Source organism: Pseudomonas sp. FP2338 (assembly GCF_030687515.1).
Lineage (GTDB): Bacteria > Pseudomonadota > Gammaproteobacteria > Pseudomonadales > Pseudomonadaceae > Aquipseudomonas > Aquipseudomonas salomonii.
The window spans coordinates 1,466,861-1,488,716 of the sequence record NZ_CP117436.1; the positions used below are offsets into that span (position 1 = coordinate 1,466,861).

The window sequence follows — 21,856 nt, forward strand, 5'->3', positions numbered from 1 at the left end:
CTCACTCGCGCACATTTAGCGCGATGCACCGGCAAATCCGCCAATCGTCAGAATTTGCCCCGGTTTGTAAACCTTTTACAAATTATGTGTTCTAGTTATCACCAGAGCATTTGCGCACCACGGAAAGTGCCGCTAAATTGCCATCATTGATACCGAGTCTGCATGTATGCGTATAGACGGTTTTTCCTCACAGTCCTACCCACTCAAGCGTAAGCCGCGCAAGGCGAACGTCACGGTAGACGAGTCCGTCGAAGATTCGCCGGACTTCATCGAGGTTCAGTCCGAGTCGCAGCCCAGTGCCCAGGGTTCTGGCGCTGCACGCATCAGTGGCCTACCTGCCTGTCAGCAAGACATGGTATTCCCCCGTTCCATGAGCAAAAGCGTCGCCACCGCGCTGGCCAGCTACCTGACCACCGCCGGCTTTGTCGAATGGGATATGGAAGTGCTGGGTCTCGACATCCACATCTGATGCGCCTGCCTTACTACATCGGCTGCCCGTCCTGGAGTGAAAACGCCTGGCGCGAGTACCTGTACCCAGCCGATGCCCGTTCCGGCGACTACCTCGCTTTGTATTCCCAAGTCTTCAACGCCGTTGAAGGCAACACCACGTTTTATGCCCGCCCCTCGGCCGCCACGGTGCAGCGCTGGGCTGAAATCATGCCTGAGGATTTTCGCTTCACCGCCAAATTCCCGGGAGACATCAGCCACGGCGGCGACCTGCGCGAGCAATTGCCGGCAGCAGAAAGCTTTGTCGGCTTGATGAGCCCTTTGGGTGAACGGGTTTCACCGCTGTGGCTGCAATTGTCAGCGAGGTTTTCGCCGCAACGCCTGGGCGAACTGGCGGGTTTTATTGACGGCCTGGAGCGCCCGCTGGCCGTGGAAGTGCGCCACCCGGAGTTCTTCGCCAAGGGCGATGCCGAGCGCAGGCTCAACCGGCTGTTGCGCGACCGTGGCGTCGAGCGTATTTGCCTCGATCCGCGTGCGCTGTTCAGTTGCACTTCAACCTCTGCGGCCGTGCTGCACGCCCAGTCGAAAAAGCCCAAGGTGCCAACACGGCCGGCGGCGTTGACTCAGTTTCCCCAGGTGCGCTTCATCGGTCATCCGGAACTGGAGGCCAATGACCCGTTCCTGATCCCATGGGTGGAAAAAATTGCTGGCTGGATCGAAGAGGGGCGCACGCCTTATGTGTTCCTGCACACCTCGGATAACCGCCTTGCCGCGCAACTGGCACTGCGTTTTCACCAACAGTTGATGCTGCGCTTGCCGGGTTTGCCAGCGCTGCCGACCTTGCATCGGGAACCCGCAGCGCAGCAACTGGGGTTACTCTAGGGCTCCTTTTTCCGACAGGAGTCAGCCATGGATGCCCAAACCCTTCGCGCCGAAACCTTCAAGGCCTTGCATGAGCGTGATCGCGCCTTCGTGATGCCCAACCCGTGGGACGCCGGCTCCGCCATCATGCTCGCCAGCCTGGGTTTCGAAGCGTTGGCCACCACCAGTGCGGGCTATGCGTTCAGCCTCGGGCGCCCGGATGCGGAAGGCGCATTATCCCTTGAAGACACCTTGGCCAATGCCTCGGCGATTGTGCAGGCCACTGCGCTGCCGGTTGCGGCTGATCTGGAAAACGGCTTCAGCGACACCCCCGAAGGCTGCGCCCAGACCATCCTGCGCGCCGCGGCCAGCGGCATTGTGGGTGGCTCTATCGAAGACGCCACGGGCATCGCGGTCGACCCGATCTATCCGTTTGACCTGTCGGTGGAGCGCGTGGAAGCTGCCGTCGCCGCTGCCCGCAGCTTGCCATTTGCCTTCACGCTCACCGCCCGTGCAGAAAACCTTCTGCATGGCCGCCTGGATTTGCCTGACACCATCCGCCGCCTGCAAGCCTACGCCGAAGCCGGTGCAGACGTGCTCTACGCCCCCGCCTTGCGCAGTGCCGAAGAAGTGCTCGCAGTGGTCAAGGCGGTGGCGCCCAAACCCGTGAATGTGCTGATGTCCGGCGGCTTGAACCTGAGTGTGGCGCAGTTGAGCGATATGGGCGTGCGCCGTATCAGCGTCGGCTCGGCCATGGCGCTGGCGGCGTATGGCGAGTTCTATCGGGCGGCGCAGGAGGTGTATGAACTGGGCACCTTTACCTTCACTGAACGCAAGATGCCGTTCAGCCAGGCCAACGGTTTTTTCAAAGACTGAATCAGGCTGCCAGGCGCAGGTTGTTGAGGATCAGCGGGCGCGCCCAGTGATAATCGAAATCCAGCGCCTTTTGTTGCGCCACCAGCTCCTCGGCCGGGTAAGGCGTGGCGGGCGGTGGCAGCAGGTCCAGTTCGAATTCGGCAATCGGCAGGTGCAGCGGCTGGGGCTGCGGCGCTGGGCCAGGCTCAGGCGGCGGGTGGCCGGCATTGAGCACAATCGGGCGGACCCAGCCGCTTTCGAAGTTTTGCTGGCGCTGCTGGGCGATGATTTCTTCTGCCGGGAACGGCGTGGCAGGCGGCGGCAGCAGCTCGGTGTCAAATTCGGCGATGGGCAGGAACAGCGGTTCCGGCGGGGCGATCTCGGTGTCGTGCACGTCGCACTCACGCTGGGTGAGGATCTGCGACAACAGGTCGGCGCCTTCGCTGGGTTCTACCGCCGGGTCCCTCGGCGCCTGGGCTTTGGCCGCCAGCGCGCCCGGCGTATCGCCAAGCTGCTCGGCCAACGCTCGGGCGAAGAAGTCCTGCCACACATGGCTCACCCCGGCCAGCGCTTGAGTATTGCGCAGGCCGTAGTGGTTGTGGGTCGGCAGTACACCGATGGTTAGGGGAAGAATGTCTGACATTTTTCTCGGTCGACGCTCAGCTCTGGCAAAATACCTGACTGTTGTTTTTATCGGCCGTCGTTTGCCGATCCTTAATATTTTTGAGCGTAGCGATTGATGAGCGAACAACCAGCGGCCAGCCGCATTCGGGTCGAGGCTTTGGCCGACGGTTTCAAGGCCCGTGCCGAGCACTGGGCCGCGCAGCTTGGCCTGCCTTTGCAACTGGATGAGGCGGACTTTTCCCTGCAAGTCGGGGAACACGGCCTGCAATTGCAACAGCTCGGGCCTGACGCGCCGGGGCCGGTACGCGTGGATTTTGTCGAAGGCGGCGCGGCGCATCGGCGTCTCTATGGGGGCGGCAGCGGGCAGATGATCGCCAAGGCGGTCGGCGTGGCCCAAGGCGTGCGCCCACGGGTACTCGACGCCACGGCAGGCCTGGGCAAGGACGCGTTCGTACTCGCCAGCCTGGGCTGCGAGATGAGCCTGATCGAGCGGCAGCCGTTGATCGGTGCCTTGCTCGAAGACGGCCTGGCCCGTGGTGCGGACGACTTTGAAGTGGCGCCGATTGTGGCGCGCATGCAGTTGCTCAAGGGCAACTCGATCGAGGTGATGCGCAACTGGCAGGGCGAGCCGCCGCAGGTGATCTACCTGGACCCGATGTTCCCGCACCGTGAGAAAACGGCGCTGGTGAAGAAGGAGATGCGCCTGTTCCGCCCATTGGTGGGCGATGATCCGGATGCTCCAGCCTTACTCGCTGCGGCCTTGGCCCTGGCCAGCCACCGCGTCGTGGTCAAGCGCCCGCGCAAGGCGCCGTGCATTGACGGGCCGAAACCGAGTCACGCGTTGGATGGCAAGTCCAGCCGGTATGACATCTATCCGAAGAAAGCGCTCAAGTCCTGAATCATTGTTGTTCTTTCGGGCCTCATCGCAGGCAAGCCAGCTCCCACCTTTTGATTTGCAAACACAGTCAAAGGTGGGAGCTGGCTTGCCAGCGATAGCGCCCGATCAGGCAGCACAACCGTTCAAGGCCGATACGCCCGCATAAACAACCCCACCACCTCCTGTACATGCGCTTCGGCGGCTTCTTCACTCAATTGCCCGCCACACCCATACAACAAGCAGAAATTCGCCGTGCCCTTGAGCAGGCAAAAGAAGTGCTCGGCCGCCGTAAACGGTTTGTCGATGCTCAAGGCGCCACTCTGGTCGATACGGCTGAGCAACCGCTCCATGCCTTGCAGCATGCGCATCGGCCCGGCCTCAAAGAAGATCTGCGAGAGTTTCACGTCCTGGTTGCCGGTGGTCATCATCAGGCGGTGCAGGTTCACCGATTCTTCGCTGTTGATCAGCCGATGAAAGCCGCGCGCGATGTTCAGCAGCACGGTGTGTACCGGCATACCTGCGGGCAACTCGAAATACATCACCGGCAACTGTTCCTCGCACTTGGCCACGACGGCGGCGGTGAACAAGGTCTCCTTATCGGTGAAGTGGCTGTAGACCGTCAGTTTTGACACGCCGGCCTCAAGGGCCACGGCATCCATGCTGGTACTCGCGTAGCCATTGCTCAAAAACAGGATCTTGGCTGCTTCGAGGATTGCCTGGCGTTTTGCCATGTCCTTGGGACGCCCGGGGCTATTGGTGTTTACAGGATTGTCGGACATTTTCACCTTTAATACTGGACTGGTGAGTTTGGTATTAATAACATACCGGCCAGTATAATTATTCCTAGCTCCATTTGCGAAAGGTCCTTCAGCATGCGCAGTACTTTCCTGCCCCTTGCGTTGCCTGTCAGCCTGATCTTTCTGTTGGCCGCCTGCGGCCATGAAGAAGCGGCCCAAACCACCATCCGCCCGGCCATGGTGGTGCAACCGCAGCCTTCGGCACTGGCGATGGACAGTTTTCCGGGGGAAGTACGCGCCCGTTATGAGCCGGACCTGGCCTTTCGCATCGGCGGCAAAGTCAGTAAGCGCCTGGTGGAGGAGGGCGAGCGGGTCAAGGCCAACCAGCCATTGGCAGAGCTCGACCCCCAGGACGTGCGCCTGCAACTGGAAGCTACCCGCGCCCAGGTTGCCGCCGCCGAAGCCAACCTGAGCCTGGTGCGCGCCGAACGCGACCGCTACAAGACCCTGATGGACCGTCAGATGGTCAGCCGCTCGCAGTACGACAATTCCGAAAACCTCTACCGAGCAGGTGAAGCACGCCTTAAGCAGATCAAGGCCGAGTTCGACGTATCGAGCAACCAGGCCGGCTATGCCGTGTTGCGCGCGCCTCAAGATGGCGTGGTCGCCAAGCGAGCGGTGGAAGTCGGCCAAGTGGTGTCCGCTGGCCAAACGGTGTTTACCCTGGCCACCGATGGCGAGCGCGAAGTGTCGATCAGCCTGCCCGAGCAAGGTTTTGGCCGCTTCAAGATCGGCCAGCCGGTGTCGGTGGAATTGTGGAGCCAGCCCGACCAGCGTTTCGCCGGGCGCATTCGTGAACTCTCACCGGCCGCCGACCCCAAATCCCGCACCTTCGCTGCGCGCGTCGCCTTCACCGGCGGCAAAGTCCCCGCCGAGCTGGGCCAGAGCGCCCGCGTCTTTATCCAGGCCGATGGCGTTGTCCCACTGTCCGTGCCGCTGTCGGCCCTGAGTGCGGAGAACGGTGCGTCCTACGTCTGGCGGGTACAGCCGGACAACTCCCTCAAACGAACCCCGGTGCGCATCGGTGCCTTTGGTGAAAAAACCGTGCCGGTACTGGAAGGCTTGGCCCCCACCGATTGGGTGATCGCGGCGGGTGTGCATGTGCTGCATGAGGGCCAGCAAGTGCGCCCGGTGGATCGCGCCAACCGCGTTGTGAATCTGGCGGCCAAGGAGTAGTCCCCGATGGGTTTCAATCTTTCCGAATGGGCGTTGCGTAATCGCCAGATCGTACTGTTCCTGATGATCCTGCTGGCCGTGGTCGGCACCTTGTCCTACACCAAGCTGGGGCAAAGTGAAGACCCGCCGTTTACCTTCAAGGCCATGGTCATCAAGACCAACTGGCCGGGCGCCACGGCCCAGGAAGTCTCGCGGCAGGTCACCGAACGCATCGAGAAAAAGCTGATGGAAACGGGCGAGTACGAGCGCATTGTCTCGTTCTCGCGGCCCGGTGAATCCCAGGTTACCTTCATAGCCCGCGATTCGATGCACTCGGCGCAAATCCCGGAGCTGTGGTACCAGGTGCGCAAGAAGATCAGCGATATTCGCCAGACCTTGCCGCCGGATATCCAGGGGCCGTTTTTCAACGATGAATTCGGCACCACTTTCGGCAATATCTACGCCCTGACCGGTGACGGTTTCGACTACGCGGTGCTCAAGGATTACGCTGACCGTATCCAGATTCAGCTGCAACGCGTGCCGGACGTGGGCAAGGTCGAGTTGCTGGGCCTGCAGGACGAGAAGATCTGGATCGAGCTGTCCAACCTCAAGCTCGCGACCCTCGGCCTGCCATTGGCTGCGGTGCAGCAGGCACTGCAAGAACAGAACGCCGTCTCCACCGCCGGTTTCTTTGAAACCCCGACGGAACGCGTGCAGCTGCGCGTCTCGGGTAACTTCAAAACGGTCGATGAGATCCGCAACTTCCCGATTCGCGTCGGTGACCGCACCTTGCGCATCGGTGACGTGGCGCAAATCCACCGCGGCTTCAACGATCCACCGGCGCCGCGCATGCGCTACATGGGCGCAGACGCCATCGGCCTGGCCGTGGCGATGCGTGACGGCGGCGACATTCTGGTATTGGGTAAGGCCCTTGAAGGCGAATTTGCCCGCCTGCAGAAGAACCTTCCGGCGGGCATGGAGCTGCGCAAGGTCTCGGACCAACCGGCGGCGGTGAAAACCAGTGTCGGCGAATTCGTCCAGGTACTGGCTGAAGCCTTGGCCATCGTGCTGCTGGTGAGCTTCTTCTCCCTTGGCGTACGCACCGGCATGGTGGTGGCCCTGGCGATTCCGCTGGTGCTGGCGATGACCTTTGCGACCATGTATTACCTGGGCATCGGCCTGCACAAAATCTCCCTCGGTGCCTTGGTGTTGGCCTTGGGCTTGCTGGTAGACGATGCAATCATCGCCGTGGAAATGATGGCGATCAAAATGGAGCAAGGCTACGACCGGCTCAAGGCCGCGAGTTTTGCCTGGACCAGCACCGCGTTCCCGATGCTCACCGGCACATTGATCACCGCCGCAGGTTTCCTGCCGATTGCCACTGCGCAATCGAGCACCGGCGAATACACCCGTTCGATCTTCCAGGTGGTGACCATTGCCCTGCTGGCCTCGTGGGTCGCGGCCGTGGTGTTTGTGCCGTACCTGGGGGAAAAACTCCTGCCGGACCTGGCGAAGATTCATGCGGCCAAACACGGCACGGATGGGCCGGATCCCTATGGCACGCCTTTCTATCAGCGTGTAAGACGCTTGGTCGAATGGTGTGTACGTCGGCGCAAAACCGTGATCGTATTGACCTTGTTGTTGTTTATCGGCTCGGTGGCGCTGTTCCGTTTTGTGCCACAGCAGTTCTTCCCGGCCTCCGGTCGCCTGGAGCTGATGGTCGACCTGAAACTGGCTGAAGGTGCCTCGCTGAGCAACACCGCCGACCAGGTCAAGCGCCTGGAAGCCTTGCTCAAGGAACATGCCGGCATCGACAACTATGTGGCCTATGTGGGCACCGGTTCGCCGCGTTTCTACCTGCCGCTGGACCAGCAACTGCCGGCTGCCAGTTTTGCGCAATTTGTGGTGCTGGCCAACACCATTGAAGAACGCGAAAGCCTGCGCACCTGGCTGATCGAGACCCTTAACGAGCAATTCCCCGACCTGCGTTCACGCGTCACGCGCCTGGAAAACGGCCCGCCCGTGGGCTACCCGGTGCAGTTTCGCGTGACCGGCGAGCACATCGAAGAAGTCCGTGCCCTGGCGCGCAAGGTCGCAGCCAAGGTTCGCGAAAATACCCACGTGGTCAACGTGCACCTGGACTGGGAGGAGCCGAGCAAGATCGTCTACCTGAATATCGACCAGGACCGTGCCCGTGCGCTGGGCGTCAGCACTGCCAACCTGTCGAAGTTCCTGCAAAGCTCCTTGACCGGCTCCACCGTCAGCCAGTACCGCGAGGACAACGAGTTGATCGAGATCCTGCTGCGCGGCACCGTGCATGAACGTACCGAACTGTCGCTGCTGCCGAGCCTGGCGGTGCCGACCGACAATGGCAAAAGCGTAGCGTTGTCGCAGATTGCGACCCTTGAGTATGGCTTTGAAGAAGGCATCATCTGGCACCGCAATCGCCTGCCGACGGTGACCGTGCGTGCCGACATCTACGGCAAGGAACAGCCGGCGACCCTGGTCCAGCAGATCCTGCCGACCCTGGAAGGTGTGCGCGCCGAACTGCCGGACGGTTACCTGCTCGAAGTGGGCGGCACCGTCGAGGATTCGGCCCGTGGCCAGAACTCGGTCAAGGCCGGTGTGCCGCTGTTTATCGTGGTGGTGCTGACCTTGCTGATGCTGCAACTGCGCAGCTTCTCACGCACGGCGATGGTGTTTCTGACGGCGCCGCTGGGCTTGATCGGCGTGACCTTGTTCCTGCTGGTGTTCCGCCAGCCCTTCGGCTTTGTCGCCATGCTCGGCACCATCGCGCTGTCGGGCATGATCATGCGTAACTCGGTGATCCTGGTGGACCAGATCGAACAAGATATCAAGGCCGGGCTCACGCCCTGGCAAGCGATCATCGAAGCCACCGTCCGACGCTTCCGCCCGATTGTGCTGACAGCGCTTGCGGCGGTATTGGCGATGATTCCGCTGTCGCGCAGCGTGTTCTTCGGGCCGATGGCGGTGGCAATCATGGGCGGTTTGATTGTGGCGACGGCGTTGACGTTATTGTTCTTGCCAGCACTGTATGCGGCTTGGTTTCGCATTAGGAAGGAGGCGCACTAGTTCATGACGGGAGACGAAGGCGTGTAGATAGTGTTGACGGGTGTGGGAAAAGCCTGAAATCCGATAACTGCTGTTTAAGCCTGAATGTCTCCCACTTGTTTGTTTAGAGTGTGGGCAGTTTCTTCTCAACGGTTTTTATAATGGAGGTGTTGGTGTCGGCTAACGGCGTTATTTTTTGTAATGTCTGGTCAAGGTGGCTGACGGAGTGTGTGTACAGATGGCAGACGAAACTGTCTTCTCCGGTAATCTTGTAACAAACAACACACTCAGTCATTTCTGACAGTAACTGCTCCACGGTTTGAAAATTCCCCGTCAGCGGTTTTACCCGCACCAGTGCTTGAAGCGCAAACCCGAGAGCTTGTGCGTTCAACTCTACGCTGAACCCGCTTATAACCCCTGCCACCTCCAGGCGTTTGAGACGCTCGCTGCAACCTGGGGCAGATAACCCCACCTGCCGGCCAAGTGCGCGGATAGACGCCCGCGCATTCTGATGCAGGGCGATCAGCAGCGCGCGATCAATTGCATCGAGTGTCTGATCGTTTTTTGTAAGCCTTTTCATTAGATGGACCTTACGAACATTGTTGAAATAGCGTGAAAATCTTACATACCACAGATCTCTGAAAAAAGAATGGATTTTTAAAAGCCTACCCTCTATTTTTATTCTTAAGTGTGCAGAGTATAGGTGCGTTCAAAAGTTACCGTCGGTTAAGAAATGAGTCTGTATTTAAGTGGGTATTTTTAACGTGCGATAAGTCTTATTGAGCGGGTGCGTGAAAGTGCAAGCTGGAGTAGTGCGTGGTGTTGTAAGTGGGCTTGGCGTCGAGTTAAAACTAAAAGGCAGTGCAGTTTCATTAAATTTAGAATAATGCTACCGAGGCACTTCACATGCTCGATGTCACGCTGAATGTTTACCAGGCGACGTTCACCTTCACCCTCGCAGCGATCGCCTTACTTGCCAGCCCCGGCCCCGCCACCCTGGCGCTGGCAGCCAGCGGCGCGGCGTATGGCATGCAACGCTCGTTTGAGTTTTTTGTCGGGATCATCCTGGGTTTAGTGATTGCCATGGCGTTGGTTGCCTCGGGTCTGTACGTCGTCTTGCACAGCTTTCCCGGGTTGGCGGTGGCACTGACGGTCATCTCCATTGTTTATATTTTTTGGTTGGCTTACCGCATTGGCACGGCACCGCCCATTCAGGATGAGCAAGCCGTGGTCACGCCGGGCTGGGGTGCCGGTTTTGTGCTGGGGGTTGCGAATATCAAGGCGTATGCCGCGTTTGCAGCGTTACTGGGCAGTTTTACCTTGGGCACACCGCCCGTCTGGGAGCAGGGCACAAAGGCGCTTATTTGTTTATTGGTTTGCGTGGTATTCGATTTTTTGTGGCTTTTTGCAGGCAGCCGGATGCGCAAGTTGTTCATCCATCCCGTTTGGAGTCGACGACTTAACGTAAGCTTCGCGATTTTGATGGTAGCGACGGTCGCCTGGTCATTCACGCTGGCGTAGCAGCGCTATCGGTGGGAGGGCCCGTGATCATTCCAACCGAGGAAAACCTTCATGTTTGGGACCGTTTCTGCACTGGTGCTGTTATTGGTTGTGCCTGGGCCGACAAATACGCTGCTGTTACGTGCGGGTGTGTTGTTTGGTTTTGCCGCTTCGTGGCGTATGGCATTGATCGAGTGCCTGGCGTATTTGCTGCAAGTATCTGTCTGGGGCGCGGCGTTGTTTTACCTCTCGGCCTGGTCGCCATGGGCGGTGAAAGCCACGCAGCTGGCGGCTGCCTGCTACCTGCTCAAATTGTCTTACTCGCTGTGGCAACGCCATCACAGCATCGCCGATTCAAACCACGATCGATTTTCCAGCCTGCATTTTTTCTGGCTCACGGTGATGAACCCCAAAGGCTTGCTGATTGTTTCGTTTATCGCGCCGATCGGCACATTCGCCTCGTTGCCGGACTATGCCGGGTTCATGGCTCTGCTGGCGATGGTGGTGATACCGGTAGGCGCTGCCTGGATCATGCTGGGCAGCCGTTTTGAAGGGGTTCAGAAAGCCTGGTTAACCCCCTTGAAGATCAACCGTATCGCCTCCGTGGCCATTGGTTGTTTTGCCACAATCATGATGGGCCGATTGGCAGGGGCGGTGATTCACTGATTCACATGCGGATGCAAACAGGCGTGTGCGGCTTTGGAACGTTTGTTTTTTTTACTCCACTCAGAATTGCCTGATGGACAGGCACAGGTTTGGACTTTGCCCATTCGGCAGTCTGGCCTTTTTGAATGAGTTTATGGAGTTTTATATGGCTTTTTTAGATGCTATTGCTGCTTTCAAAGGTGCGTTTCTCGGTGCCTTGCTGGGCAATAATGTACCGCGCAATCATTTTGGAACGGGGTATGGGTCAGGGCACGCAACAAACGATCACCACCACCATCATCATCACCAACATCGTCCTCATACAGTCCGGCCACACGCGGGCCATACCTATCCAACCCAGACCAACCATGGCAGGCCGTATCCACAGCAACACACGGTCCACGAGGTGCCTTCACCCTACAGGCCTACCTATCCGCTTTTTACGCTGAGTCGTTAATGGGCTTTGCCTGAAACAACTGCGCCAAGGCCCGTGGTAAGCGGCCTTGGCGCAGTAGATCCAGCGTGTTTGCGAGGCTTACAGCGCGCCAAACACCTTCTTTGCCAGGCTGGTGGCCGCGGCCGCCGGGTTTTTGCGAATGGTTTCTTCCTGCTGCGCGATCATCTTGAATAAGCCGTCCAGCGCCTGTTCGGTCACGTAGTTTTCAACGTTGGCACTTTTGGCATCCACTGCGCCAAAGGCTGCAGCCTTGCCGGCCAGAGCGTTGTACTGCTGAGCAACCCCAACCTTGTCGGTAGCCGCCTTGACGATCGGCAGGAACTTGGCGCGGATCTGTTCGCGGCTGCTTTTATTCAGGTACTGCGTCGCCGAATCCTGGCCGCCGCTGAGAATGCCCTTGGCGTCGGTCACACTCATGTTTTTTACCGCATTGACCAGGATCGGTTGCGCCTGGGTCACGGCCGTTTCGGCGGCCTTGTTCATGCTGGTTTCCAGTTGCGTGACCTGGTCACCCATGCCGAACATCTTCAGCTTGTCGGCGACTTTGCCCAGCTTGCCTGGCAAGCCGATTTTCACTTCGGGGTTGTTGCTGAAACCACCGGGCGCGCCCAGTTGCTTCACGGCGATCTGAGCGCCTTGGGTCAGGGCGTCCTTGAGACCGCCGGAGGCGTCGCCCTGGGACAGGCTGCCAAGGTCCAGGGCCATGGCGTTGGCACCGAGCAGCAAGCCGGCACACAGGGCAGTGAGGCGAAGAGAGTGACGGAGCATGAGCGCTTCCTTATGTTCGGGCTTATGGTCTGGAAAAGGTCAGTGTGCGACAGCATCAACGCGTAGGCGCAGGGGTTGTTGGTCCTTGCCGTCGAGCTGCACCGCATGGCGCTCGGTGGTAATAAACAGTAGCTTGCCGTCCAGCTCGATGCGAGCGCTCACCGAGTAAGTGTGGCCGGGTTTGACCTGCGCCGGGTCGTAGCTCAGGTGAAACGGCAGCGGCACCTGGCCTTTGACCGGGCCTTTCTGTTCGGCCAAGGTCACCGCCGGCGCGTCCATCAGCGACACGTCCTGCAGGCTGACGCTCAAGGTGGCAGAAGGCGGCAAGGCGATGCGTTGCAGGTAGAACACTTCGCCGTCGAGGCTGGCCTTGGGGGCTGGAGTCATGGATTGGCAGGCTCCGAGCAGGGCGGTGAGGCCCAGGAGGATGATCTTTTTCATGTACAGCTCCTTTTCAACGGCGCCGGAAACAGCCCGGCGCCTCAGTCAATCTAGCGGCTTTCTGCCGGTTCCACAGGCACTTCAGCAGCGCCGTCGACGCGATGCAAGGCCACCTGGCGAATCGACAGGCGGATCTCGGCAGGTAACACGCGTTTGGCCGCGCCTTCCGCCAGTTCACCCAGCAGGTCGTGGTAACTCAATTTTCCGGCCTCGTCGCGGCGCAGCACATCTTGCTCCAGCAATGTCTGGATAAAATGTCGGAAAAGACTCTTGTCGAAGAACTCCGGCGCGTTCAGGCCATGCAGGATCGACAGGCGCTGGGCCATGATCGTGCACAGGTCTTCCAGCTCTTCGGCGCTGATGCTGTTCTGGCCGCTGTTAAGCAGCAGCGAGATCGCCATGTAGAAGCGTTGCAGGGTCTGGGCGATGCTCTTTGACAACAGCGTCAGCAGCACAAAGTGCCGCGAACTTGGGGCCGGACGCAGGTAGACAGCGTTCTCAAAACGCAGCAGGCCTTGTTCGACGAAGGCGTCCAGCCATTGGTCGACGACCGCGTCCAATTCTTCCAGCGACCAGCGAATAAACAGCTCCGACTGCAAGTACGGGTAGAGCGCGCGAGTGAAGCGCAGGATCTGCTCGCGACTCATGCGCGAGCTGCTCTGGAAGAAGCTCGCCAACAGCGCTGGCAGGGCGAAAATGTGCAGCACGTTGTTGCGGTAGTAGGTCATCAGGACGGCGTTCTGCTCATCCAGATACACAATCTTGCCCAGGGCGTCACTCTGCTCCGAGAGCAGGTTCATGTCCTTGACGTGCTTGATCAGCGCCAGGCCATCACCCTCCGGCAACGTGGTGTGCGGTGAGTAGGGCACGCGGCGCAGCAGTGCCAGGTACAGGTCCAACTGGCGGGCCATGGCCTGTTCATCCAGGGCCAGGCGTGTGGTGGAAAGCAGGGCCAGGGCCACCAGGTTCACCGGGTTGACGGCTGCGGCTTCGTTGAGGTGGCGTGCCACCTGCTCGCCGAGGCGGTTGGTGGTTTCGTTGAGCCACGCCGGTTTGTAGTTCGGGCCCAGTTCCTGGGCACGCCAGTCCGGCTGCTCGGCGTCGAGGAACTCGGCCAGCTTGATCGGCTCGCCGAAGTTGACCGCGACCTGGCCAAAGCGCTGCTTGAGCGCGCCGACCACTTTGAAAATATCGAAAATCGATTCTTTCTTCTTGCTCGCCCCGCGCAGCTCGCCCAGGTAGGTGCGGCCTTCGAGCACGCGTTCATAGCCGATATACACCGGCACGAACACGATTGGCATGCGTGAGGAGCGCAAGAAGCTGCGCAGTGTGATCGCCAGCATCCCGGTTTTCGGTTGCAGCATGCGCCCGGTGCGCGAGCGCCCGCCTTCGACGAAGTACTCCACCGGGAAGCCCTTGGTGAACAGGGTGTGCAGGTATTCGTTGAACACCGAGGTGTACAGCGGGTTGCCCTTGAAGGTGCGGCGCATGAAAAACGCACCGCCACGGCGCAACAGGCTGCCGATCACCGGCATGTTCAGGTTGATGCCGGCGGCAATGTGCGGCGGGGTCAGGCCGTTTTTGAACAGCAGGTACGAGAGCAGCAGGTAGTCGATATGGCTGCGGTGGCATGGCACGTAGATCACCTCGTAACCCTGGGCAACCTTTTGCACACCTTCGATATTGTTGACCTTGATGCCGTCGTAGATCTTGTTCCAGAACCAGCTCAAGACCACTTCCAGAAAGCGAATGGCGGTGTAGGTGTAGTCCGACGCGATCTCGTTGCCGTAGCGCAGGGCCTGGGCCTTGGCTTTTTCCGGGGTGATTTTTTCGCGTTCGGCCTCATCCGCAATCGCCTGGCGCACCAGCGGCATGTTGACCAGGCCTTTGACCAGGTTACGGCGGTGGGACAGGTCGGGGCCGATGACCGCAGTCTTCAGATTACGAAAGTGCACACGCAAGATGCGCTGGGCCATGCGCACGGTGCGTTCGTGGCCTTTATTGTGCTCGATCAATTCACGCAGGTTGATAGGCGCGGAGAATTGCACACGGGTCTTGCGACCCAGTATCAGGATGCTCAGCAAGCGGCGCAGGCGGCCGGTGACCGCCCAGCTGTCGGCAAACAGCAGTTTCCACGGGCTGGATTCGCTTTCGGGTGACTGCCCCCAGAACACGCTGACCGGAATGATTTGTGCATTCTCTTCGGCGTGCTCGGTCAGGGTGTTGACCAGGCGGGTCAGGGTCGGCGGCGCGCCGCGCTTGTCCTGGCGGCCGAGCCAGTCGGGTTCCGGCGTGAGGTAGAAGAACGCCGCCGGTTCCATCAGCGGGCCCACCGATACCGGCAGCACCGGGCGCGGCAGGCCGGCCTTGGTGCATTCCTTGTCGACCACCGCCAATTCGGTGAGAGAAGGCGATTGCAGGACGTAAAACACCGGCCGGCTGCGGTCCAGGTTAAGGGTTAGGGACGACTGATTGATCGTCTCCGAGCGAACCCAGAGGTACAACAGTCGGCGCAAGGTGCCAAACACCAGACGGCGGAACGGGGAGCGGGTCATAGGCGTGCTGCTTCAAGTGGAAAAAACCGAGCAGGCGCTCGGGCGGGTAGTGTGCCGTATTCGCCGAAAATCGGCAAAAAAGCAGCGATGTAAACTTGAGTTGATCGTTTTTGAGCCTGTCTTATACTCGGCAGTTCAATGCGAGCGACTCAACAATAAAAATGCATGTGGGAGTAAGACAGATGGCAACGCGTGAAACCGGCAATGTGAAGTGGTTCAACGATGCAAAAGGCTATGGCTTTATCCAGCGTGAAGACGGCAAGGATGTGTTTGTGCACTACCGCGCCATTCGCGGTGAGGGCCACCGCTCATTGGCCGAGGGTCAGCAGGTTGAATACGCCGTGGTGACCGGCGAGAAGGGCTTGCAGGCTGAGGATGTGGTGGGCCTGTAATGCCCTTGTCCTGCCAACCCAATCAACTGTGGGAGCTGGCTTGCCTGCGATGCAGACACCTCGGTATATCAGTCAGACCGTGGTGATGCTATCGCAGGCAAGCCAGCTTCCACATTGATTGGGTTTTCAGGTTAGGGTTATGCAGTTTTCCAGGTGATCTGCTCTTCACCGTCGGCACTGATGCGAATCCAGGTATCAGCACTTTCCTCACCTTCCTCCTCAACCCAGGTACCCGGCGCGCAGCGCACTTCGACGTTCAGCGCGGCAAAGGCGGCGCGGGCGCAGGCGATGTCGTCATCCCACGGCGTCTCGTCGCTTTCCAGGTACAGGCTGTTCCACTTGCCCACGGCTTTTGGCAGCCAGGTGACCGGCACATTGCCGGCCTTGCACTTGTAGGTCTGGCCTTTCTGGACCCAATCGGTGCACGGGCCGAGGGCAGTGCCCAGCCAGGCGGCGATGGCCTTGTAGTCGACGTCGGCGTCTTTCAGGTAAATCTCGATATCAGGTTGGCGCATGGATGTTCCTCGTTGCGGGATTCGAAAATCCATTCGCGGATACTTAAAAGTCGGTTATTGAAGCACGAAATAATCGTAGCGCATCGAGACGGTGACCAGCAGCGGCTCGGCGGCCTCGATCACTTCAGCACGGCGCTCGGCACTCGCACGCCAGCCGTGGGGCGTCATCGCCAGCAGGTTGGCGCGGTCCCGGGGCTCGATCAGGCTCAGGGTGAACTCCAGCGTTTCACTGTGCGCCAGGCTCATGCCTTCGGGCACCAACGCCAAATGCTTGTCGTCGGTGTATTCACGCACTTCGTCGTACAGGCGTTCGCGCAGTTCCATCAGGTGGCCGGCAGTCGGGCCGACCTTCATCAAACCGCCGCCAGGGCTGAGCAGGCGCTTGGCTTCGTCCCAGTCCAGAGGGCTGAACACGCTGGCGAGAAACTGGCAACTGCCCGACGCCAACGGCACGCGGGCCATGCTGGCGATCAACCAGGTCAGCGCCGGGTTGCGTTTGCACGCACGTTTCACCGCTTCCTTGGAGATATCCAGCGCATAGCCGTCAGCGTGGGGCAGGGCGTCGGCGATTTGCGCGGTGTAGTAACCCTCGCCACATCCGATGTCCACCCAGTGCTGCGGCGCGCGCTCGGCGGCCAGTTCGGCCAGGCGCTTGGCCACTGGCGCATAGTGCCCGGCATTGAGAAAGTCGCGGCGTGCCTCGACCATGGCGAGGTTGTCGCCTGGGTCGCGGCTGTTCTTGTGCTGCACCGGCAACAGGTTCAGGTAACCCTGGCGCGCACGGTCAAAACGGTGCCCGGCCGGGCACGCCACGCCGTTATCCACCGCGTTGAGCGGTGCGCTGCAAAGGGGGCAGGCGAGCATCAGGCGAGCAACTTGATCAGGGTTTGGTAGTAGATTTCGGTCAGCACATCGAGGTCGCTGGCCAGGATGCGTTCGTTGACCTGATGGATCGTCGCGTTGACCGGGCCCAGCTCCACGACCTGAGTACCGAGGGTGGCAATGAAGCGCCCATCGGACGTGCCGCCGCTGGTGGACGCCTTGGTCTCGCGGCCGGTGATCGCCTTGATGCTGGCCGAAACAGCATCCAGCAGCGCGCCCGGCTCGGTGAGGAATGGCAGGCCCGACAAGGCCCATTCAACGTGCCAGTCCAGGCCGTGTTTATCCAGAATCGCTGCAACGCGCTGTTGCAGGCCCTCGACGGTGGATTCGGTGGAGAACCGGAAGTTGAACACTGCCGTCAGGTCGCCCGGAATCACGTTGGTGGCGCCGGTGCCGGAATTGAGGTTGGAAATCTGGAAGCTGGTCGGCGGGAAGAAGGTGTTGCCATCGTCCCAGTGCTCGGCCGCCAGTTCCGCCAGCGCCGGTGCGGCCAGGTGGATCGGGTTCTTCGCCAGGTGCGGGTACGCCACGTGGCCCTGTACACCGCGCACGGTCAGGGTGGCACCGAGGGAGCCGCGACGACCATTTTTGACCACATCGCCCACCAGCGTAGTGCTCGACGGTTCGCCGACGATGCACCAGTCCAGGCGCTCCTTGCGGGCCGCCAGGCGCTCGATGACCGCTTTGGTGCCGTGGTGCGCCGGGCCTTCTTCATCGCTGGTGATCAGAAAAGCCACCGAGCCCTTGTGGTCCGGGTAGTCGGTCACAAAACGCTCCGAGGCCACCAGCATTGCCGCCAGGCTGCCTTTCATGTCCGCCGCGCCACGCCCGCAGAGCATGCCGTGTTCGTCGATCAACGCGTCGAACGGGTCGTTCTGCCATGACTGCACCGGGCCGGTTGGCACCACGTCAGTGTGACCGGCAAAGCACAGTACCGGGCCTTCGTGTTTGCCATGGGTGGCCCAGAAGTTGTCAACGTCTTCGATACGCATCGGCTCAAGTGCAAAACCGGCGTCGCCCAGGCGCTGCATCATCAGCTTCTGGCAGTCGGCATCAATCGGCGTCACCGAGGGGCGACGGATCAAGTCGATGGCAAGTTGAAGGGTCGGCGAAAGGTCGGCATGGGCCGTCATGGGGAAACTCCGGGAAGCGTGTAATGGGCGCGCAGGACGAATGTGGATACAACAGGGTTCAAAGTGGGAGCTGGCTTGCCTGCGATGCAGACGCCGCGGTCTGGCAGGTACACCGCGGCGATGCTATCGCAGGCAAGCCAGCTCCCACAGAAAGCAGGGCCTGGCCAAGTCTCGTAAAACGGCCGTTATCTTATAGCAAAACGGCGGCCAGAGGCCGCCGTTTAGTGCATTGCGCAAGTTTTTACTCAGCGGTTGCCGGCTCAACCTTAGGTGCAGGTTTTGGCAGCGACGACAGGAACGCCATGATCAGCGCCGCCACATACGGCAGCGATTGCACCAGCAGCATCACCACCCAGAAGCGTATGTCATTGCTCGGAAGGCCCTGCACCAGGTAAATCCCCAGTGCGGCGCCCCACAACAGCAACATGATGAACATCTCTTCGCGGGCTTCGGAAATGGCTACCCAGAAGCCGTGGTTATCGGCGTTTTTCGGTGTGCGAAAGAACGGAATACTGGTGGTGAAGAAGCCATACAGCACCGCCTTGGCGATGGTGTGTGACAACGCCAGCCCGGCCAGCGCCGCGCAGAACGCATCTTTCAAGTTCACACCCACCGCACGGCGGTAGAGGAAGATGATCTTGCCAACCTTGAACACAAACAACGCCAACGGCGGGATCGCGAAAATCAGCAGCGGCGGGTCAACACGGGTCGGCACGATGATCATCGCCGCCGACCACAACAGGGCGCCGACGGTGAAGAAGATGTTCATGCCATCCGCTACCCACGGCAACCAGCCCGCGAGGAAGTGGTAACGCTGGCCACGGGTCAGCTCGGTGCCCTTGCCGCGCAACAGGCTGGCGGTGTGGCGCTTGATGATCTGGATCGCGCCGTAGGCCCAGCGGAAACGCTGCTTCTTGAAGTCGATAAAGGTATCCGGCATCAAGCCCTTGCCGTAGCTGTCGTGGTAATACGCTGCCGACAGGCCTTTTTCGAATACCCGCAGGCCAAGTTCGGCGTCTTCACAGATGCACCAGTCGGCCCAGCCGAGTTCCTCGAGCACCGAGCGACGGGTCATGGTCATGGTGCCGTGCTGGATGATCGCGTCGCGGTCGTTGCGGGTGACCATGCCGATATGGAAGAAGCCTTTGTATTCGGCGTAGCAGAGCTTCTTGAAGGTGCTTTCGTTCTGGTCGCGGTAGTCCTGCGGCGACTGCACCACGGCGATTTTCGGGTCGGCGAAGTGCGGCACCATGTGCTTGAGCCAGTTGGGCGACACGCAGTAGTCCGAGTCGATCACCGCGATCACTTCGGCATCCTTGGCGGTGTGCGGAATCAGGTAGTTCAGCGCGCCGCCCTTGAAACCGGCCAGGGGCGAGACGTGGAAGAACTTGAAGCGCGGGCCGAGGGTTTCGCAGTAGTCGCGCACCGGCTCCCACACCGCCGGGTCCTTGGTGTTGTTATCGATGATCAGGACTTCGAAGTCCGGGTAATCGAGGGCGGCCAGGGCGTCGAGGGTCTGTTTGACCATCTCCGGCGGCTCGTTGTAGCACGGCACATGGATCGAGACTTTCGGGCGGTAGTGCGAATCGCCTTCCACCGGCAGGAATTCACGCCGGCGCTTGTGGGTCCACACCGCTTCCGCCAGTTCGTGGGCTTCGGTGAGCAACACGATAAACACGCCCAGCGCACCAAGGGCCAGCAAGATGCCAACCGTCACACTGAACCAGGTACTGTATTGCTGGCTGTAGTCGTAGCCGATCCACACCAATACCGAACCACAGAGGAAGGCGATAAAGGTCAGGAAGGTACGGCCACGCTGGCGCAGGGCCGAGCCGTCGATCATCAGCAGGGTCAGCGAGAGCAGTGCCAGCACCACCGAGCCGATGGCCAGCACGCGCCATTGCGGAATGGCGACGACCGGGCCTTCAAAGTTGAATTTCTGCTGGCGCGCAGCGTTATAAACGCCCCAATAGGCACCCGCCGAACCTTCGTCACTGACTTTCCACGGCTGATCGAATGCCTCGATCACGAAGTAGTTGTAACCCTGGCGGTTGAGCTTGTTGACCAGCGTGCGCAGGTAAATCGCCTGGTCGGCCGGCGAGCTTTCATTGCCACCGCGCATACGGCCGTTGCTCGGCCAGCCCACTTCCGAGAGCAGCAGCGGCTTTTTCGGGAACAGCTTTTTCAGGTCTCGGGCGCGGTCCAGTACGTACTGGCCGGCCTTGTCCATGGGGATGAATTCCCAGAACGGCAGGATGTGCGCGGCGATCAGGTCGACGTGCTTGGCCAGTTGTGGGTTCTTTTCCCAGATGTGCCATTGCTCGGAGGTGGTCACCGGCACTTTCACGGCGGCGCGCACCCGGTCCAGCAGCACGATCAGCGCCTCTGGGGTGATTTCTTCGCGGAACAATGCCTCGTTACCGACCACCACGCGCACAACGCTGCGCGAGGTGTTGGCGATCTCGATGGCGCGCTGGATTTCACGCTCGTTGCGTTCCAGGTCCGGGCTGATCCAGATCCCCAGGGTCACGCGCAGGCCGAACTCTTCGGCCAGTTTGGGGATATCGCCCAACGTACCGTCCACCGAGTAAGTACGGATGTTGTCCGTCAGCTTGCTCATGATCGCCAGGTCCTGGCGCATCTGGTCGTCAGTGGGGTACTGGTCTTTCTGCGGGAACTGGCCTTGTTGGAACGGCGAGTAGGAGAACCCGGAGATCTGTTCAGGCCAGTTAGGGGTGGTGACCGGGCGGTTGATCAGCGCCCAGAAGCCGGTAAACAGCGCGGCAATTGCCAGCACTACCACCAGGTTGAGTCCAAATTTACGCGATGACATGGCTATTTCGGGTTCCAAAGGGTGTGGAACGAAAAGAGGTGTCGGCCTACGCCGAACGGCGCGCATCCTACACCGGCCTTCAACTGAGCGTACAGCAGACAGAGAAAAGCCGGACGTTAGTCAGCGAAAGACCCTCTAAGTTCTTTACTTGTAGCTGGAAGCTTCGAACTTGTCGCTGCGTAGTCCATAATGCGCGCCGGTTTTTGGGGTAATGGTCATGAGCACAGAAGATCCACGGTTTGCAGGCGTCGCCCGCTTGTATGGCATTGAAGGCCTGGAACGCTTGAAAGCGGCCCATGTGGCGATCGTCGGCGTTGGCGGCGTGGGCTCCTGGGCGGCGGAAGCCATGGCCCGTTGCGGCGTGGGCGAGATCTCGCTGTTTGACCTGGACGATGTCTGCGTCAGCAACAGCAATCGTCAGTTGCACGCCCTGGACAGCACTGTGGGCAAGCCCAAGGTCGAAGTGATGGCCGACCGCCTGCGCGGCATCAACCCGGACTGCACGGTGCACGCGGTGGCGGACTTCGTCACGCGCGACACCATGGCCGAGTACATCACGCCGAATATCGATTGCGTGATCGACTGCATCGACGCCGTCAACGCCAAGGCCGCACTGATCGCCTGGTGCAAGCGCCGCAAGATCCAGATCATCACCACCGGCGGCGCCGGCGGGCAGATCGACCCGACGCTGATCCAGGTCTGCGACTTGAACCGCACCTTCAACGACCCGCTGGCCTCGAAAGTGCGCTCCACGCTACGCCGCGACTACGGCTTTTCGCGCACCGTGACCCGCCATTACAGCGTGCCGTGTGTGTTCTCTACCGAACAACTGCGCTATCCCAAGCCGGACGGCAGCATTTGTTTGCAGAAGAGTTTCGTCGGTGACGGCGTGAAGCTGGACTGCGCCGGTGGGTTTGGCGCGGTGATGATGGTCACGGCCACGTTCGGCATGGTGGCGGCGACCAAGGCGGTGGATAAGATTGTGGCGGGGGGGCGTCGGCCTTCGGAGCGGGTTAAACCCGCCTGAATGCCACTGCCTGGTGCAAC

20 protein-coding genes are annotated in these 21,856 nt (G+C 60.2%); 10 read left to right on the top strand and 10 right to left on the bottom strand.

Annotation, left to right across the window (positions count from 1 at the left end):
- The first annotated feature begins 166 nt into the window (after nt 1-166).
- Genes PSH96_RS06585 through PSH96_RS06595 form a run of 3 tightly spaced genes read left to right on the top strand, consistent with a single transcriptional unit; the run spans nt 167 to nt 2,184 of the window.
- Nucleotides 167-469, top strand: coding sequence for a hypothetical protein (locus tag PSH96_RS06585; RefSeq protein ID WP_305458320.1), 303 nt, complete (start codon nt 167-169; stop codon nt 467-469).
- Nucleotides 469-1,329, top strand: coding sequence for a DUF72 domain-containing protein (locus PSH96_RS06590; RefSeq protein WP_305458322.1), 861 nt, complete (start codon nt 469-471; stop codon nt 1,327-1,329). The genes PSH96_RS06585 and PSH96_RS06590 overlap by 1 nt, the downstream gene beginning before the upstream one ends.
- Nucleotides 1,330-1,356: 27 nt before the next feature.
- Nucleotides 1,357-2,184, top strand: a complete 828-nt coding sequence (locus PSH96_RS06595) for an isocitrate lyase/phosphoenolpyruvate mutase family protein (protein ID WP_305458323.1) — start codon at nt 1,357-1,359, stop codon at nt 2,182-2,184.
- Between the two features lies 1 nt (nt 2,185).
- Here PSH96_RS06595 and PSH96_RS06600 read toward each other — a convergent pair whose 3' ends face one another.
- Nucleotides 2,186-2,806 carry an energy transducer TonB gene (locus PSH96_RS06600; RefSeq protein ID WP_305458325.1) on the bottom strand — a complete coding sequence of 207 codons (621 nt, stop codon included), beginning with the start codon at nt 2,804-2,806 and terminating at the stop codon, nt 2,186-2,188.
- Nucleotides 2,807-2,902: 96 nt separating this feature from the next.
- Here PSH96_RS06600 and PSH96_RS06605 point away from each other — a divergent pair, with 96 nt between their 5' ends.
- A complete protein-coding gene (locus tag PSH96_RS06605; protein ID WP_236375331.1) occupies nt 2,903-3,685 on the top strand; it encodes a class I SAM-dependent methyltransferase in 783 nt (260 codons plus the stop codon).
- A gap of 122 nt (nt 3,686-3,807) precedes the next feature.
- Here the strand turns inward: PSH96_RS06605 and PSH96_RS06610 are convergent, their stop codons facing one another.
- Nucleotides 3,808-4,443, bottom strand: a complete 636-nt coding sequence (locus PSH96_RS06610) for a TetR/AcrR family transcriptional regulator (RefSeq protein WP_305458327.1) — start codon at nt 4,441-4,443, stop codon at nt 3,808-3,810.
- Nucleotides 4,444-4,536: 93 nt separating this feature from the next.
- Here PSH96_RS06610 and PSH96_RS06615 point away from each other — a divergent pair, with 93 nt between their 5' ends.
- Nucleotides 4,537-5,637 (top strand): efflux RND transporter periplasmic adaptor subunit, encoded by a 1,101-nt coding sequence (locus PSH96_RS06615; RefSeq protein ID WP_305458329.1) that lies wholly within the window; start codon nt 4,537-4,539, stop codon nt 5,635-5,637.
- Between the two features lie 6 nt (nt 5,638-5,643).
- The gene (locus PSH96_RS06620; RefSeq protein ID WP_305458331.1) at nt 5,644-8,709 is read left to right on the top strand and encodes an efflux RND transporter permease subunit; all 3,066 of its coding nucleotides are present in this window, start codon (nt 5,644-5,646) and stop codon (nt 8,707-8,709) included.
- A gap of 103 nt (nt 8,710-8,812) precedes the next feature.
- Here the strand turns inward: PSH96_RS06620 and PSH96_RS06625 are convergent, their stop codons facing one another.
- Nucleotides 8,813-9,268: an Lrp/AsnC family transcriptional regulator gene (locus tag PSH96_RS06625; RefSeq protein WP_305458333.1), complete on the bottom strand. Its 456-nt coding sequence runs from the start codon at nt 9,266-9,268 to the stop codon at nt 8,813-8,815.
- A gap of 326 nt (nt 9,269-9,594) precedes the next feature.
- Between PSH96_RS06625 and PSH96_RS06630 the strand changes: the two genes are divergently transcribed.
- Both PSH96_RS06630 and PSH96_RS06635 read left to right on the top strand, forming a co-directional pair.
- Nucleotides 9,595-10,209: a LysE family translocator gene (locus PSH96_RS06630; protein WP_305458334.1), complete on the top strand. Its 615-nt coding sequence runs from the start codon at nt 9,595-9,597 to the stop codon at nt 10,207-10,209.
- A 51-nt stretch (nt 10,210-10,260) separates the two neighbouring features.
- Nucleotides 10,261-10,854: a LysE family translocator gene (locus tag PSH96_RS06635; RefSeq protein WP_305458335.1), complete on the top strand. Its 594-nt coding sequence runs from the start codon at nt 10,261-10,263 to the stop codon at nt 10,852-10,854.
- Nucleotides 10,855-11,368: 514 nt separating this feature from the next.
- Here PSH96_RS06635 and PSH96_RS06640 read toward each other — a convergent pair.
- From PSH96_RS06640 to plsB, 3 genes are read right to left on the bottom strand one after another with little or no spacing between them, the layout of a single operon-like run.
- Nucleotides 11,369-12,058, bottom strand: a complete 690-nt coding sequence (locus PSH96_RS06640) for a DUF4197 domain-containing protein (protein WP_056857552.1) — start codon at nt 12,056-12,058, stop codon at nt 11,369-11,371.
- Between the two features lie 39 nt (nt 12,059-12,097).
- Nucleotides 12,098-12,499, bottom strand: a complete 402-nt coding sequence (locus tag PSH96_RS06645; protein ID WP_305458337.1) for a YbaY family lipoprotein — start codon at nt 12,497-12,499, stop codon at nt 12,098-12,100.
- Between the two features lie 50 nt (nt 12,500-12,549).
- On the bottom strand, nt 12,550-15,054 hold the full coding sequence (plsB, locus tag PSH96_RS06650) for a glycerol-3-phosphate 1-O-acyltransferase PlsB (protein WP_305458339.1): 2,505 nt from the start codon (nt 15,052-15,054) through the stop codon (nt 12,550-12,552).
- 182 nt (nt 15,055-15,236) lie between these two features.
- On the opposite strand from plsB, the gene PSH96_RS06655 reads away from it, so the two are divergent.
- Nucleotides 15,237-15,446, top strand: coding sequence for a cold-shock protein (locus PSH96_RS06655; protein ID WP_003219353.1), 210 nt, complete (start codon nt 15,237-15,239; stop codon nt 15,444-15,446).
- A gap of 137 nt (nt 15,447-15,583) precedes the next feature.
- Here the strand turns inward: PSH96_RS06655 and PSH96_RS06660 are convergent, their stop codons facing one another.
- The 4 genes from PSH96_RS06660 to PSH96_RS06675 all read right to left on the bottom strand — a co-directional run bounded on the left by PSH96_RS06660 (nt 15,584) and on the right by PSH96_RS06675 (nt 20,809).
- Nucleotides 15,584-15,961 (bottom strand): hypothetical protein, encoded by a 378-nt coding sequence (locus PSH96_RS06660; protein WP_305458340.1) that lies wholly within the window; start codon nt 15,959-15,961, stop codon nt 15,584-15,586.
- 54 nt (nt 15,962-16,015) lie between these two features.
- Nucleotides 16,016-16,825, bottom strand: coding sequence for a putative RNA methyltransferase (locus tag PSH96_RS06665; protein ID WP_305458341.1), 810 nt, complete (start codon nt 16,823-16,825; stop codon nt 16,016-16,018).
- Entirely contained in the window at nt 16,825-17,976 is a 1,152-nt protein-coding gene (dapE, locus tag PSH96_RS06670; RefSeq protein ID WP_305458343.1) for a succinyl-diaminopimelate desuccinylase, read from the bottom strand. Before dapE ends, PSH96_RS06665 begins: the two co-directional genes overlap by 1 nt.
- Nucleotides 17,977-18,217: 241 nt before the next feature.
- A complete protein-coding gene (locus PSH96_RS06675; RefSeq protein ID WP_305458345.1) occupies nt 18,218-20,809 on the bottom strand; it encodes a glycosyltransferase in 2,592 nt (863 codons plus the stop codon).
- Between the two features lie 217 nt (nt 20,810-21,026).
- Here PSH96_RS06675 and tcdA point away from each other — a divergent pair, with 217 nt between their 5' ends.
- Nucleotides 21,027-21,836, top strand: coding sequence for a tRNA cyclic N6-threonylcarbamoyladenosine(37) synthase TcdA (tcdA, locus tag PSH96_RS06680; protein ID WP_370694327.1), 810 nt, complete (start codon nt 21,027-21,029; stop codon nt 21,834-21,836).
- Nucleotides 21,837-21,856 lie beyond the last annotated feature (20 nt).